This is a genomic window from Sphingobacterium sp. ML3W (assembly GCF_029542085.1).
Taxonomy (GTDB): Bacteria; Bacteroidota; Bacteroidia; order Sphingobacteriales; family Sphingobacteriaceae; genus Sphingobacterium.
The window spans coordinates 4,095,865-4,110,609 of the sequence record NZ_CP107036.1 but is presented as its reverse complement, the minus strand read 5'-3'; the positions used below and the strand labels follow the sequence as shown (position 1 = coordinate 4,110,609).

Sequence of the window (14,745 nt, the reverse complement as noted above, 5' to 3'; positions counted from 1 at the left end):
GCCAACGCTTAATACGCAATACTAAATTCCCAATACCATTTAATATTCCAGGCCAAAAACAGCCTCTGAGAGACCAATTTCGTCTGGTGAATAGGGAAGTGTATAAGGAACATTCATCTCATCAAACTTGGCTCCGGTTGAACGACCGATGCAGATGACTTTTTGTCCCGGTTCTAAAAGATTGTCCGCAAAATAAGCCTCTACATTACTAGGGCTTGTAAATACCAGTACTTCTGCATTGGATGGATCGACGTCCTCTTCCAATACAGTCTCATAGACTGGGATATTAATGATTTTAGTCTCTGGGCTTAATGCTTTCTGAATAGTCTCAAGCGATTCCTTTGCGCGCGGGATAAGTACCGTTCCACCATTTGCCAATTCGGCAAATTTCTTGGCGATTTCATCCATGTTAATACCTTCGCTGTCACCGGAAAAATCCGCTACACGATCGTACTTACGTAGTATTTCTTCCGAACCACGGCCGATAACGCCTATTTTGGTCTTTTTACTTAACCGCGGCTCCAGATTGAAGAAATGCTCAATCCCGTTCTTACTTGAAAATATGATCCAATCGACATGTTTTAAGATAAAAGGATCCAACTTATTGATGATCGGAAATATTTTGATCAATGAACGGCCTTCGATAGTGATATTATGTTTGGCCATCGCACGGGCGAAGTAGGAATTTTCGTCTACCTCCCTGGAAATAAAGACAGATTGCGGCAACTTACGATCTTTTGCGTACTTACTGAAAATGCGCTCAGCCAGTCTGGTTGGATCAGTATCTCTCAAGTATACACGGTCAGGAAAGTCTTCACTTGTATCGGCAATGGAAGCCCAAGCTTCGTACTCATCACCACTTTTTCGGCAATAACATCCGAGTGGTGCATGACATCCAGCGTCAAATTTGTTCAATACCAAACGTTCTACAGCGATGGTTGTAGCGACCTCATTGTTATTTAGTGGTTGCAATGCAGCAAAGAGTTCTTTATCGACTTCACGGATCTGAATCGCTAATACACCCTGTGCTGGAGCTGGGATAATTTCTACTGGTGGAATTTCTTCGACATGAAAATCTGTGATATCCATTTCGATACGGCTGATACCGGCTTTTGCCAGCACAATCGCATCGTATTGTTCGTCCCGCAGCTTCTGCATTCTTGTCTGGAGGTTACCTCTTAGATCATCGAATTCCAGGTCTGGACGTAAAGCTGATATTTGTGCTTTTCTACGGTTGGAAGATGTTCCGACAGTTGCGTTATGTTTTAGGGATAGACGCTTCTTGATATCTACACAATCCTTGTGGATAATCAATAATTCGGAAGGATCCTCCCGTTCAGAAACGGCGGCAATAATCAATCCCGGCGGATTGATTGTAGGTAAATCTTTGTGTGAGTGTACAGCTAAATCAATGGTCCCGTTTAAAAGTTCTTCCTCAAGTTCTTTGGTGAAAAATCCTTTACCTTCCAATTTATCCAGACGGAGGTGCTGAATAATATCACCTTGAGTTTTGATGACTTTTAACTCTGCTTCGATACCGATTTCCTGTAGTCGGTCTTTCACAAAATTTGCCTGCCACATTGCAAGAACACTTCCCCGGGTGCCAATAATTAGTTTTCTATTCACGTTATTTTACTTTACCTATTAAAATGTGTTTAATACCATTTATCGAAGCAAAAATAAATAAATAGGTGGAATATGTTGACACGTTACTGTCATTATCTAAAAGGAAATGATTGATAAACCGAAAACTAGAATAGAGGTAGGGCTATGACAAAAAGGAAACCGCATACGAACACCAGTGTTGGTCGCATGTTAAGAAAGTAACACATATATTTTGCCAGGAAATGATTGCAGGGATATGATTGCAATTAGTTTTTCTCGGTCTCAGGTGTTTTAACCAAAATCTCTTTCGCCATTACCATTGGAACTTTGATGTATTTCTTTTCCATATAGTTGATGACTTTTTCCAATACTTCTCTTGCTTCAGGTGTCAATGCCTGTACTTCTTGTGCAAAGACCTCGTTTAAAGCAAATGATTTGATTTCTTTAATTTTTTCAGGAACTTCACGCATGGCAACCTCTACGCGTCTCTGTTTGATGAGTGGTAAGAATTCCTGAATATTGTCTTGGATGATTTTTTCTGCACTATCCAACTCATTATAACGTTCCTGGATATTTTTCTCCGCAATAGCTTGTAGACTACTGACTTCGATGTAATGAATCGGGTGATTTTTGACAACTTCGGCATCAATATCATTTGGAACAGCTAAATCAATGATAATTTTCTTGTCGGTTTCACCATTTAATAGTGATTGGTACAAGGTATTATCAATAATTGATGTGGGAGCACCGGTACATGTAATCAGAATATCAAAACCTTCTTTGTATTCGCCAATGCAAGCAAGCGGATAAGCCTCAGCATTTAACTCCTCAGCTAATGCATTTGCGTTTTCAAGTGTGCGATTAAAAACGACAAATTTGGCTTTTTGATTTTTTTGGAAATATTTCGCTAAGTTTTGGTTTGTTTCCCCTGATCCGATAATGACGATTCTAGGGTTTTCAATTAACTTTAATTCGCGAAGTTTGCGGTAGGCAAGGGAGACAACAGAAATCGGGTTTCTGGAAATTTTAGTATAGGTATAAACTTCTTTTGCTGTCTTTACCAGTCTGTCCATCATTAGACGAAGGAAATCACCCGTAAAACCGGCTTCTCTACAGCGATCATAAGCTCTACGTACCTGCGCCAAAATTTCTTTTTCGCCAACAACAAGGCTTTCAAGTGAGCAGGACATACGAAGTAAATGATGTAAGGCATCCATTCCTTCATATTTGTTGACCTGACCCAAATAACATTGAAGTCGCTCTTGCGGAACACAGAAATTCAATTTTCCCATAAACTCCGCAATAAATTCGTTGGTCAATTCGTGAGCTCCATAAAATACAAACTCTACTCGGTTACAAGTACCAATGTAAAAGATCTCCGGAATATCTAGGCTGTGTTTTAGGCTAATGAGGCGACTTTCTAAATCCTCATTGCAGATCACTAGATTACCTAGATCTTTTAATTCGACATGTTTATGAGTAAACGCTAATACTTTAAGATTTTTCAAAGCTCTAATCCCTCGCTTATATTTAACGGTACAAATGTAGCTTAAATGCTTTGTGCTTGTGTCAAAAATCTGTCAAAGGGATTAATTTAGAAAGATTTTAAATAGATGTTTTTTGTTTTTAATTAACTGTATTTTAGCTTGTTATATTTTGTTTTTCGATTAGATGATTTTCATCACCTATAAGCGTGATGAAAATCTCAGCCAAATGAAGTTGTAAAACTAGTTATTAGTGGCAGTATCTGTTTGCACTGAGTCTACCGTTATATCTTCCAATTCCTCCATATAAGGGCCCTCTTCAGAAGTGGTTGCTTCTTGAATTTCACTGTCACTATACTGATAATAGGTATCAAAAGTTTTTGTTCCTTTATTGTAAATCAAAGCATATTTAGAACTTTTATTTTTAACAATAATTCCATCGGCCGGAGCGGGAACTAATTTCATCTCATCCATAAAAATCTTCTGTCCTTTTTTAAAACTATTGATCAAAGGAAGTTCACTGGAATATTCTTTCCAAAACAAGATATCTCCTTTTGCTGATATAATCCAGATCGCACTGCTTTGATAGTCATTTTTTTCCACAAGAAATGCCATTTCTTTGTTCCAATTGTCCGCGTCATGACGATCAGTAAAATTACCGTAACAGAATACCGATTTTGCACGATCCTTTATACGGGTAAATTTATAGATGGGTTTATCACCAGAAGGTTCAAGGTAGCTATTCCCCATAAAGATTTTTGTAATGCCTCTGCGGTAACGTAATGGAATATTGTCATATTCAGGGATTGTAAAGATGGCATTGTTCCAATGGACGTAGTCATCAATGGAGCTCCAACCATCAGCCTCTTCGAGATCTTTTGGATCTGCATTCTCAAATCCGTCCACGGCTGTTGCTGCACTATCTACAGGTATGGCATCAAGGTCTTGCCGCTGGACAAAATTGTAATATCCTCCGCCGGCAAGTATGGCCAATAGCAAGACAATTCCAATAATAATATATATTTTTTTCTTTGATTTTGGCAGTGGTGACTGTTCCGCTGCAGTTTCTTCAAATGCTCTTTTCATGTTCAATATCCGGGTTTAATTTTAAATAAACTTTCAGGTAGGAATTCCTTTCAGATACTCTTCTAACCCAGTTATTATGCAATCAATTTTGCTTGCATTACTGTTGTTTTTTGAGGTATAGCTCCATGTTCGGAATTCTGTACGAGAATTTCGTTTTAAAAATAGATTAATTTTTCAGAAAATTGAAGACAAGTTATATAAGTGACAATATTCAACTTATATTCGTGTCAATTTTAAAGTAATTTGAACCATGGTCATCATTAGGAAGTATTTTGCCATTGTTGGACTTATCATTTGTTTTTTGTCCAGTATGACTCCATTTTTAAAAGTTCCTATCAAAGGTAACTGGAACCTTTATCAGGTGGACGCCTATTTATTTTTTATCACTATGCTGATTTTGGGAATAACAGCATTGTTATTTTTTGTTCGTGCGGTTCGCGCCTATCAATGGATGACCAGATTGGCAGCATGTTGGTATCTATTAAGTGTTTCTGCGGTATGGTTTAAAATCAACAACTATTTTGACTGGGGTTTTGCGGACAAACTGCTTTCCAAATCACTCCATATGCGTTGGGGCTGGATAGTCTATTTAATCGGGATCCTACTGTTATTGTTGAGCACAAAGAAGATTGGGTCAACAAATGAGTAATGCATTAAAAAAATAAGCTAGATAAATTATCTAGCTTATTTTTTGTTTGGACGATGCGGTATAAAATGTGTCTTTAGTTTATCTAGTCCTAAATCCTCTTCGATTTTGTCCAGTTCATAAGACCAGATTTTTTCATCCAAAATTTCATGAAGCACCTTTGGATTAGTCAGGTCCACAGGACGCACACGTTGTTCCTTATTGATCGGATTAGTAAGTTCCTGCAAACTGCTGCTATGTCTAATGATTTGAAAACGGAATGTTGGCCATTTACCCACATTGGCAAAGTTTCCTGTATAGAACTGGATGAAATCATGTGGTGGTATTTTATTGCTAAAAAGTCCTTTCACTTTATTCGCTGTAGCTTCAGAAACCGATACGAGGAGTTCATAACTTGTCTCATTGATGATATGCAACTTGGCTAATCCATCTTTGTGATCTCCGGAAATGGCCAGTAAAATCCCTTTTTCGATAAATCGGTTTGGGGTCAATGGAGTTGCATGTTGATCAAGCTCATCATCCGCTCGGCGCATATTTCCAAAAACGAGGGTTATCTTGTCCATAGGAACAGGAATTTCGAATCCTGTTTCATCCGTTACTCCTACAATATTGTTGGCTTGCATGGAAGTGATATGCCCTTCAATGGGCTCATCAACGAACCTGACTAAGTCGCCTATTCTAAATTTCATGGTTAATTTATTTTTGTATCTATAATATGTAATAGCTTTTCAAGATCTGCATGGTCATTGTAGAGGTGGAATCCAACACGAATGCCAGTACCGCGAGGAAAACATCTTATACCCTCATCTATCAGGAGTTGAAAATTGTTTGGATTAATCTGTATATTGAAGATATTGCTTTGTGGACGTCTATTGATAATGCTATCAAGTAGTAGCCCTCTATTGGCCAGTTCAACCCTTGCTTGCGCCAACAGATCTTGTGTGTATGAAACGGTTTCAGCATAACCCCATTGTTCAAACTGCATCAGAGACTGTTGCAGGGTTCCATGAGCTAAGGTGTCCAAATGCCCCGGTTCAAAGCAAAGTTGAACAACAGATTTATTCATCCATTGATTGTTGAGATAACTGTAGTTTTTTTGTACGTCAGCATAGAGGATTTCTTTAAGCTGATCGTTTAATAGAATAAAACCATTTCCGAATCCAGCCATAAGCCATTTATATCCGCTACTTAGCACGGCGTCGAAGCCTGAAGTATTAAAATCAAATAAATCTGTTCCTAAAAATTGTGTACCATCACCAATAATTAGCAATTCAGGATGCTGATGTTTTAATTCCTGTATAAAAGAAAGGTCTATTTTTAAACCAGAGATATACTGAACAATTGATAGAATAAGTACATCTGGCTTAAAGGTAGCTATAGCATCCAATATATTAGCCTCAAGCTGTTCGTCCATAGTGACGAAACTGTGCTCAAACCCAGTTATTATTGTTGGGAAATTTACCGAAGGATAATCATTATCCAAAAGCAGAACCTTATAATGTTTAGGTAGGCCCGCTAACAATGCGTTGAATGCAAAAGAAAAGCAGCTTGACAGAAACACGTTGTTCCCGGAGCAATTGAAGAATTGTCCAAGTGTATTTCGGCAGGAATCCAATGCCGCACCCTGTTGTTCACGAAGTGTTGTGTTCGAATCATGGAATTCTTGATCCCGTTGCGCACGCCATTGCTTTGTTTCACGTGAAAGTAGACCTGAGCCAGGTGTAGTCAAGTAAGTTATCGCTGTGTCAATATCAAAATGTTTGCTATAGGGACTGTTCATATCTTGGATCTTTTGTTAGTATTGCTAAATAATCTGATAAGGGAAGGTATTCACCGCCCATACTCTCCAAATGGATGGTATGAAATTGGCAGTCAATCAACTGTAGGTCTATTTCCTGTGCTAGATAGATCAATGCAGCTTTGGATGCATTTGGTACTTTGGAAAACATGCTTTCACCGCAAAATACACCATCGATCAGAACGCCATAAAGTCCGCCTACAAGTAGCCCCTCTTGCCACACTTCAACAGAATGGGCATAGCCCATGGTATATAGGGCTGTATAGGCCCTGATCATGTCTTCTGTGATCCATGTTCCATCCTGATCCTTTCTATTGATCGAAGAACAGGACTTAATGACTTCATTGAAGTTTTGGTCTATGGAGATCGAAAATGTATTCTTCCGTATACAGGAAGCCATACTTTTACTGATCTTTATCTTGGATGGATAAATAACGAACCGTGGATTAGGTGCATACCATAATATTGGACTATCATCACTAAACCAAGGAAAAATACCATTGCTATAAGCTAATAATAGCCGTTCAGCCGAAAGGTCACCTCCGATGGCCAATAGGCCATCTTTTTCGGCGTAGCTCGGATGTGGAAAATCCAGCTTTTTGCTATCCAGTTCAAATATCATTGATTCTTAGATCAGCCAGTTTAAGGTACATTATTCTTCTGGTTGGCGTGGCTCTTTACTTATTTCTTCAAATAATTTGTCCATGTGCTCCACATATTCATTGGTGTCATCAAGGAAAAAGTCCAATTGAGGGACAATTTTTACCTGGTTTTTAATTTTTGATCCCAACTTATAGCGTATCTCAGATGTTTTGGTACGAATAGCTTTAATATCTTCCTGTGCAGTCTTCGTGTTTAGAAAGCTTAAATAAACACGTGCGATAGCTAGATCGGGAGTAACTCGAACACGTGTAACCGTAATGAATGCCCCTGGAGCCCATGCCTTGCCATCGCGTTGAAATAATGCTGCTAAATCCTGTTGAATGACCCCAGCAAAACGTTGCTGTCTCTTGCTTTCTGTTCCCATCGTATACGTTTTATGTTGAATATTCTCAATATGATACACAAAGATAAGTATTTTAGGCAAGAATATACGCTACATGTTGACTAACTCCAGTGGTATGAATACGAAAAAAGGCACATCTTGGTTTGACGTGCCTTTAAATTTCGATTCACAATTGGTTAGGTAATTTCTTGCAAGTTTTAAGACGTTGGGGTCTATCATATTTGGTTCTAAAATTCGGTGTATTTAAAGTGGTAAGTATTTACTAACCTTACCGGCTTTTATTTTTTCATCTCCCTTACACTACAAACATAGGAATACTTAAAAAACTGACAAAATAAGTTTTAAAAATAAAGTGAGTGGTTACTTATAAAATGTGTTTATTGCGATTTAACAAACTTTTAACATTTGTTTTTTTTTGTAACAGGTTTTTTTCTACGTCAAAAATTCTACTTTTTACCCTTTCCATGAATAATGTTGAACCTAAAACAGCTTGGCATTGATATAACCATTTGCAATTGGTATTTTTGTCATGTTAATAATAGATGTACATATCCGTAATCAAATCGATCGTTTTAGAACCGCAGATAGTATAATGAGCCTATGATTGTTTCATGCGCAAAAAACAAATCGGATATAGCGTATGATCGTGTTGGATATAAAAACTTTATCGCCGTAAGGCATATAAATGTCTTTAACGCGGGGATGTAGTGACATACAAATAAATATTCAGAGAAAATTATTGTGGGCTATGATCAGCAGCTAAACCGAAATGAATAATCGGCTCATCATAATTTCGTTATCATAAAACAAAATATATTAATGAAAATCTGGCAAAAAAATATAGATGTTGATTCATTTGTGGAATCATTTACTGTAGGTAATGACCGTGTGATGGACCTACAACTTGCGGCAGCGGACGTATTGGGCTCTTTGGCGCATACACGTATGTTAAATAGTATCAACCTCATGACTGATGAAGATCTTGTTGTGGTACAGAAGGAATTGAAAAATATCTATAAAGAAATTTTAGCAGGGGATTTTCAGATTGAAGATTCGGTAGAAGACGTACATTCACAGGTTGAGATGCTACTTACACAGCGTATTGGTGAAGCAGGTAAAAAAATTCATTCAGGTCGATCCCGCAATGATCAGGTACTCGTAGATCTGAAATTATACTTCCGTTCCGAAATCCAAAATATTATTCAGAATACGGAGTCTTTCTTCAATGAATTGATTCAACTTAGTGAGCGTTATAAGCATGTTTTGATTCCGGGATATACACATCTTCAAATTGCGATGCCTTCATCCTTTGGTTTGTGGTTTGGCGCCTATGCAGAAAGTTTAGTGGATGACCTTGAAATGATGAAAGCTGCATGGAAGGTCTGTAATAAGAACCCCCTGGGATCTGCTGCGGGCTATGGTTCATCTTTTCCACTAAATAGAACGATGACAACCCAGTTATTGGGCTTTGAAGATTTGAATTATAATGTGGTTTATGCACAGATGGGGAGAGGAAAGACCGAGCGTATTCTGGCACAGGGGATGAGTTCTATTGCGGCAACCCTAGCTAAATTCGCGATGGATGTCTGTCTATATATCAATCAAAATTTTGGTTTTATATCCTTTCCGGCACATTTGACAACGGGCTCCAGTATAATGCCACATAAAAAGAACCCTGATGTATTTGAGCTAATTCGGTCCCGTTGTAATAAAATTCAGGCCTTACCGAATGAAATTGCTTTGATGACAACGAACCTTCCTTCAGGTTATCACAGAGATCTCCAGCTGTTGAAAGAAAATCTCTTCCCAGCATTTAAGTCACTTAATGAATGTCTTGAAATAGCTACGTTTATGCTGGCAAATATTTCTGTAAAAGACAATATTCTTGATGATCCCAAATACGATTATCTATTCTCGGTAGAGGTTGTAAACAATGAGGTGCTCAAAGGCGTGCCTTTCCGCGAAGCATATCGGACTATTGGTATTGATATTGATGAGGGACGTTTCAAACCATCGAAAGAAGTAAATCATACACATGAAGGTAGTATTGGGAATCTATGTAATGATCAGATTCAGCGCATGTTTCAGCAGGTGAAAGCGACTTTCGAATTCGAAAAAGTAGAAAAGGCCCTGGAAGAATTGGTGAAATAAGAGCGGTGTGTGTCCTTGAGTCTATGAATGAAATTAATGCGTGTTCACTGAGGGGAATAGGCTCTTAAATACAATGAGAAAGGACCAAATTCTTAAAGAATTTGGTCCTTTCTTGTTATTTCTTTATTGAAAACTTGAAGTGTGTTTCTGAATCAAATTGCGCTCCGGCTTTTAACAAGGTTGAAGGAAATTCCCCTTGATTGGGACTATCGGGGAAATGCTGTGTTTCTAGACAAAATCCCGCATAGGGCAAATATTTATTTCCTCTTTTACCGATGTCGTTTCCTGTCATCCAATTCCCTGTGTAAAGCTGCACGCCTGGCTCGGTAGTGAATACATCTAGCTGTATTCCTGTGTTTTTTGAATAGACCATTGCACAGGGCTGCGAGATTGGTTTATTATTGACATAACAATGATCGTAACCTTTGGCCGAGATGAGCTGTTCATCATTTTCTGTGATATCCTGCGCAATCTTTTTTGGGGTTCTAAAGTCAAAAGGAGTGCCTTCAACTGGTACGATCGCGTTGGGTATTTGATTTTCATCAACAAATAGCACCTCATCTGAATTTATTTGAAGCACCTGTTGCAATACATCTCCACTTCCTTCCCCATCAAGATTGAAATAAGTGTGATTTGTTAAATTAACATGTGTGTCAGCATCTGATTGCGCGTGGTATTTGATGACGATTTCGTTGTTTCTGGTTAGGGTATAAGAAACCATTACTTTTATATTCCCAGGGAAGCCTTCTTCACCATCTTTAGAAACATAGTAAAATTCTACATGGGATTGATAGGTCACTCTGCGATCCCAAACTTTATCGTGGAAGCCTGAGATACCGCCATGCAAACAATTGATCCCATTATTTTGAGGAAGTGTATACTGATTTCCATTAATTTCAAATTTGCCATTTGCAATACGGTTTGCAAAACGGCCAGCAGTACAGCCATGGTATTTTTCGTCTGATTCCAGATAGCCCTGTATTGAATCAAAGCCTAGGGCTACATCAACCAGATTACCTTTGTTATCGGGGACTAAGATACTGACAATGCGCGCGCCATAATCCGTTAAGAGCACCTGCATACCACCCTCATTTTTTAATAAAAGTAAATGGGTGTTTTTTCCCTCTATAATGCCTTCAAAATATTTTGGAATAAGTGATTGATATTTAGTCATGATTGTTCCTATTGGTATTGAAAGTTAAAGATACAGAATATTACCTGTATAAAAATGACCTCGGTAACAGCTGCCTGTAAAATTTGTCATTTTGAGATTTGGTTCAAACCAATTATTGGAGAAATGGTATATTTGCGCTATGTCTGAAAAAATGAACTGGAAAGATTTGCTTTCTGCAAAACGCTGGGGGTATGAAGATAGAACAGCTGATAGCTACCTTGTGGCTCGATCGGAATTTCAACGGGATTATGATCGGTTGATTTTTTCTTCCCCATTTCGAAGATTACAGAATAAAACTCAGGTTTTTCCGCTTCCAGGGGCTGTGTTTGTACACAATAGGTTGACACATAGTTTGGAAGTAGCCAGTGTAGGTCGCTCACTCGGCCGAATGTTCTATGCACAGTTAAAGGAAGAAAACCCAAATATAGATACCGAATATCCGTTCCTACAAGAGGTTGGAAATATTATCTCAGCGGCTTGTCTCTCTCATGATTTGGGGAACCCTGCATTTGGACACTCAGGGGAGTCTGCGATATCTACCTACTTCACAGATGGAGATGGACGGAAATATCAGGAACAGGTAACAGCCGAAGAATGGGCAGATCTAACCCATTTTGAAGGCAATGCCAATGCCCTGCGGATTTTGACTCACGCTTTTCAGGGAAAAGATCCAAAAGGATTTGCCTTGACCTATACCTCATTGGCATCTATTGTGAAATATCCGTGTTTAGCTATTGATGGGCATGTCAAAAAAAGCCACCATCGCAAAAAATATGGTTTTTTTACAGAGGAGCAAAAAGCTTTTGAGAAAATTGCGGACGAGTTAGGGCTACTAAGAGATCCTTCCAATCCCAAGGGTTATTTGAGACATCCCTTGGTGTATCTTGTAGAAGCTGCCGACGATATCTGTTATAATATCATTGATTTAGAGGATGCACATCATCTGAAAATATTATCCTACCAAGAAGTAGAAGAACTTTTGTTGCCATTATGTGGTTCCGAAAATCTTCGTGACCGATTGGACGGTTTGCTGGATACACCGAGTCGCGTGGCACTATTGCGGGCTAAGGCGATCAACACCCTGATCAAGGGTTGTGTTGATGTATTTGTTCGTGAACAAGAGCAATTTTTATCTGGGACTTTTTCATCCGCATTAATGGATGCACTGGATGACAGTATTGTAAAGCAAATGAACAAGATCTCAAAAATTTCTATAGCGAAGATCTATAATGCGCCAACTGTAGTCCAGATTGAGATTGCAGGCTATCGTGTTATGGATGCCCTGTTGAAAGAGTTTGTACCAGCATACCTTAAAAAGAACAAAAATAATTACGACAAGAAATTAGTCGCTTTGATTCCGGAGCAGTTTTATACAGACAAACAGGACTCCTATTCCAAAATCCGTTCTGTGCTGGATTTTGTTTCTGGAATGACCGATGTATATGCCATCGAACTCTATCGTAAGATTAAAGGAATAACAATTCCGAGTATCGAATAGGTTTGCGAACAATTTAGTTTGTTAACATGTGATCCTGGTTATCGATTTATTAAGATCATGCTTACTTTTGTAAGTTATCTTGTCAAAGTAAAAATGAAAGTACTCGATAAGCTAAGAGCATGCACATGTTGCGTCTCAAATCTCAATATTCAAATCTCAATACTCTAAAATGAAGGTTGTAATAGCTGAAAAGCCCTCCGTGGCTCGTGATCTGGCCCGTGTGATGGGAGCGAAGGAAGTCAAAGATGGCTATATCGCCGGAAATGGCTATGCTTTTACCTATGCTTTTGGTCATTTGGTTCAATTGTGTACGCCTCAGGCTTACGGTTATAATAGCTGGACTATTTCCAATCTTCCCATCATACCTGCAAATTTTAAACTGGAATCGAAGAAAGTCAAACGGGATGGAAAGCAGATGGATGATACTGGTGCGGTCAAACAGCTCAATACAATAAAGTCACTATTAGAACAGGCCGAAGAAATTATTGTAGCGACAGATGCCGGACGGGAAGGTGAGCTTATCTTTCGTAATATATATTACTTCCTGGGTTCAAAGGTGCCGTTTAAACGGCTTTGGATTTCAAGTCAGACAGATAAGGCCATTAAAGAAGGTTTTGCGAACTTAAAAGAGGGTACTGAATACGATAGTTTATACATGTCTGCCCGATCGAGATCAGAATCGGATTGGTTGATCGGGATCAATGCCACACAGGCGATCACTTTGGCTGCAGGCAACAAAGGACTTCTTTCTTTGGGAAGAGTACAGACACCTACTTTGGCGATGATCTGCTCGCGATACCTCGAAAATAAAGATTTTAAGCCGCAGGCATTTTATAAAATACAGGCAGGCTTTGAGAAAGATAATATCAGCTTTAAAGCCACTTCAAATAAAATAGATAAAAAAGATGTTGCCGAACAGACAATCGCCCGATTGACTGTTGGGACAAATGCGCGTGTTGCAAAAGTAGAGGCCAAAGAGACAAAGGAACAACCTCCTTTATTATTTGACTTAACCTCCCTTCAACAGGATGCGAACAAAAAATATGGTTACTCAGCCGACCAAACCCTGAGTATTGCGCAGACGCTTTACGAGAAAAAGGTTATTACCTATCCCCGTACCGGATCCCGTTATATTGGTGAGGATGTTTTCGAACAGATCGAAGCGCTTTTTCAGCATCTCTCGGATCATGCAGAGGAATCTATTGCATCTATTGCCAAGAATTTAATAGGAGCAAAGTTAAATAAGCGTTCTGTTGATGACAAAAAGGTAACAGATCACCATGCGCTGTTGGTTACCGATGAAAAGCCCGGTCATATGTTGAAAGAACAGCAAAATATTTACAACATGATTGCTAAGCGTATGGTCGAGAGTTTCTCGGAAGTCTGTATCAAGGATATCACCACAGTTACGATAGATGCGCAAGGTGTCGAGCTGATCGCAAAAGGGACGGTCATCAAACAGTACGGCTGGCGTCTTTCTGCCGAGCAGATAGAAGCTCCAGATGAAGATAAGAACAACGATGACCAAGACAATGAGAATGCGCAGTTACCTAAATTGCTGGCTGAGGAATTACTGCAAATATTGACTTTGGAACTTGCTGAACGTTTTACCAAGGCACGTCCGATTCATACCGAAGCTTCCCTCTTAAAAGCGATGGAAACATCCGGTAAAGAAATTGAAGACGATGAAATGCGTCAGGCGATGAAAGACTGCGGTTTGGGAACACCAGCTACCCGTGCGGCCACGATAGAGACACTTTTTCAGCGCGACTATATCAAACGGGATAAGAAAAAACTGATTCCGACTGAAAAAGGACTGGCTGTGTATAACCTAGTTAAAGATCGTTCGATTGCGAAGGTAACATTGACTGGAAAATGGGAGCAAAAGCTGGAGGAAATGCGGGCCAATAAGGTTTCTTATGATGTTTTTATGAAACATATAAAGGACTACACAGCGAAAATTACCAAAGAATTATTGACACTGCGAATTTCATTGGCGCAAGAGGAAGTCAAACCACAACAAAAAGGGAAAATCAAATGTCCTAAATGTGAGAAAGGCTTAATCCTCCTATATGATCGGGTGGCACAATGTGATCACTATGCCCGCGGTTGTGATTTTAAGATCTGGCGAACATTGAACGGTATTTTTCTGGAAGAAAAAGAAATGAAGAATCTTTTGGAAAAAGGAAAAACCTCGGAGTTTAAGGGTGTTAAAAACAATGAGGGCGCTATTGTAAATGCTCCACTGGTATTCGAAAACTTTAAAGTTAACGTGGGATAGGTCGGCCTATCCCACG

General features: G+C 39.0%; 12 protein-coding genes. 4 read left to right on the top strand and 8 right to left on the bottom strand.

Translation table 11 applies throughout. The annotated features are described in order from the left end of the window. Positions 1 to 39: 39 nt before the first annotated feature. The 3 genes from hemC to OGI71_RS17355 form a co-directional block, all read right to left on the bottom strand. The gene (gene hemC, locus OGI71_RS17365; protein WP_282250549.1) at positions 40 to 1,626 is read right to left on the bottom strand and encodes a hydroxymethylbilane synthase; all 1,587 of its coding nucleotides are present in this window, start codon (positions 1,624 to 1,626) and stop codon (positions 40 to 42) included. A 245-nt stretch (positions 1,627 to 1,871) separates the two neighbouring features. Beyond that, positions 1,872 to 3,113: a glutamyl-tRNA reductase gene (gene hemA / locus OGI71_RS17360; protein WP_282250547.1), complete on the bottom strand. Its 1,242-nt coding sequence runs from the start codon at positions 3,111 to 3,113 to the stop codon at positions 1,872 to 1,874. A gap of 219 nt (positions 3,114 to 3,332) precedes the next feature. Further along, positions 3,333 to 4,175 (bottom strand): hypothetical protein, encoded by an 843-nt coding sequence (locus tag OGI71_RS17355; RefSeq protein ID WP_282250545.1) that lies wholly within the window; start codon positions 4,173 to 4,175, stop codon positions 3,333 to 3,335. 310 nt (positions 4,176 to 4,485) lie between these two features. On the opposite strand from OGI71_RS17355, the gene OGI71_RS17350 reads away from it, so the two are divergent. Continuing rightward, positions 4,486 to 4,824: a hypothetical protein gene (locus OGI71_RS17350; protein WP_282250544.1), complete on the top strand. Its 339-nt coding sequence runs from the start codon at positions 4,486 to 4,488 to the stop codon at positions 4,822 to 4,824. Between the two features lie 35 nt (positions 4,825 to 4,859). Here OGI71_RS17350 and OGI71_RS17345 read toward each other — a convergent pair whose 3' ends face one another. The 4 genes from OGI71_RS17345 to rbfA are packed head-to-tail and all read right to left on the bottom strand — an operon-like array spanning position 4,860 to position 7,646. Then, a complete protein-coding gene (locus OGI71_RS17345; RefSeq protein WP_282250543.1) occupies positions 4,860 to 5,510 on the bottom strand; it encodes a hypothetical protein in 651 nt (216 codons plus the stop codon). Between the two features lie 2 nt (positions 5,511 to 5,512). Then, positions 5,513 to 6,601, bottom strand: a complete 1,089-nt coding sequence (locus OGI71_RS17340) for an aminotransferase class V-fold PLP-dependent enzyme (RefSeq protein WP_282250541.1) — start codon at positions 6,599 to 6,601, stop codon at positions 5,513 to 5,515. Next, positions 6,585 to 7,241, bottom strand: a complete 657-nt coding sequence (gene aat / locus OGI71_RS17335) for a leucyl/phenylalanyl-tRNA--protein transferase (protein ID WP_282250539.1) — start codon at positions 7,239 to 7,241, stop codon at positions 6,585 to 6,587. The genes OGI71_RS17340 and aat overlap by 17 nt, the downstream gene beginning before the upstream one ends. Positions 7,242 to 7,271: 30 nt before the next feature. Beyond that, positions 7,272 to 7,646, bottom strand: coding sequence for a 30S ribosome-binding factor RbfA (gene rbfA / locus OGI71_RS17330; RefSeq protein WP_120261670.1), 375 nt, complete (start codon positions 7,644 to 7,646; stop codon positions 7,272 to 7,274). 798 nt (positions 7,647 to 8,444) lie between these two features. On the opposite strand from rbfA, the gene argH reads away from it, so the two are divergent. Further along, on the top strand, positions 8,445 to 9,776 hold the full coding sequence (gene argH, locus OGI71_RS17325) for an argininosuccinate lyase (protein ID WP_282250538.1): 1,332 nt from the start codon (positions 8,445 to 8,447) through the stop codon (positions 9,774 to 9,776). 115 nt (positions 9,777 to 9,891) lie between these two features. Here argH and OGI71_RS17320 read toward each other — a convergent pair whose 3' ends face one another. After that, positions 9,892 to 10,950 carry an aldose epimerase family protein gene (locus tag OGI71_RS17320; protein ID WP_282250537.1) on the bottom strand — a complete coding sequence of 353 codons (1,059 nt, stop codon included), beginning with the start codon at positions 10,948 to 10,950 and terminating at the stop codon, positions 9,892 to 9,894. Between the two features lie 139 nt (positions 10,951 to 11,089). Here OGI71_RS17320 and OGI71_RS17315 point away from each other — a divergent pair, with 139 nt between their 5' ends. Both OGI71_RS17315 and OGI71_RS17310 read left to right on the top strand, forming a co-directional pair. Then, on the top strand, positions 11,090 to 12,448 hold the full coding sequence (locus OGI71_RS17315) for a deoxyguanosinetriphosphate triphosphohydrolase (protein WP_282256147.1): 1,359 nt from the start codon (positions 11,090 to 11,092) through the stop codon (positions 12,446 to 12,448). Between the two features lie 169 nt (positions 12,449 to 12,617). Continuing rightward, entirely contained in the window at positions 12,618 to 14,729 is a 2,112-nt protein-coding gene (locus OGI71_RS17310) for a type IA DNA topoisomerase (RefSeq protein ID WP_282250535.1), read from the top strand. The last annotated feature ends 16 nt before the right edge of the window (positions 14,730 to 14,745 follow it).

Bases quoted from the DNA above. Each gene is read 5' to 3' on its own strand.
- OGI71_RS17320 (WP_282250537.1), bottom strand. From the start codon at position 10,950: ATGACTAAATATCAATCACTTATTCCAAAATATTTTGAAGGCATTATA.
- rbfA (WP_120261670.1), bottom strand. From the start codon at position 7,646: ATGGGAACAGAAAGCAAGAGACAGCAACGTTTTGCTGGGGTCATTCAA.
- OGI71_RS17350 (WP_282250544.1), top strand. From the start codon at position 4,486: ATGACTCCATTTTTAAAAGTTCCTATCAAAGGTAACTGGAACCTTTAT.
- OGI71_RS17315 (WP_282256147.1), top strand. From the start codon at position 11,090: ATGTCTGAAAAAATGAACTGGAAAGATTTGCTTTCTGCAAAACGCTGG.
- OGI71_RS17345 (WP_282250543.1), bottom strand. From the start codon at position 5,510: ATGAAATTTAGAATAGGCGACTTAGTCAGGTTCGTTGATGAGCCCATT.
- OGI71_RS17340 (WP_282250541.1), bottom strand. From the start codon at position 6,601: ATGAACAGTCCCTATAGCAAACATTTTGATATTGACACAGCGATAACT.
- argH (WP_282250538.1), top strand. From the start codon at position 8,445: ATGAAAATCTGGCAAAAAAATATAGATGTTGATTCATTTGTGGAATCA.
- OGI71_RS17355 (WP_282250545.1), bottom strand. From the start codon at position 4,175: ATGAAAAGAGCATTTGAAGAAACTGCAGCGGAACAGTCACCACTGCCA.
- OGI71_RS17310 (WP_282250535.1), top strand. From the start codon at position 12,618: ATGAAGGTTGTAATAGCTGAAAAGCCCTCCGTGGCTCGTGATCTGGCC.
- aat (WP_282250539.1), bottom strand. From the start codon at position 7,241: ATGATATTTGAACTGGATAGCAAAAAGCTGGATTTTCCACATCCGAGC.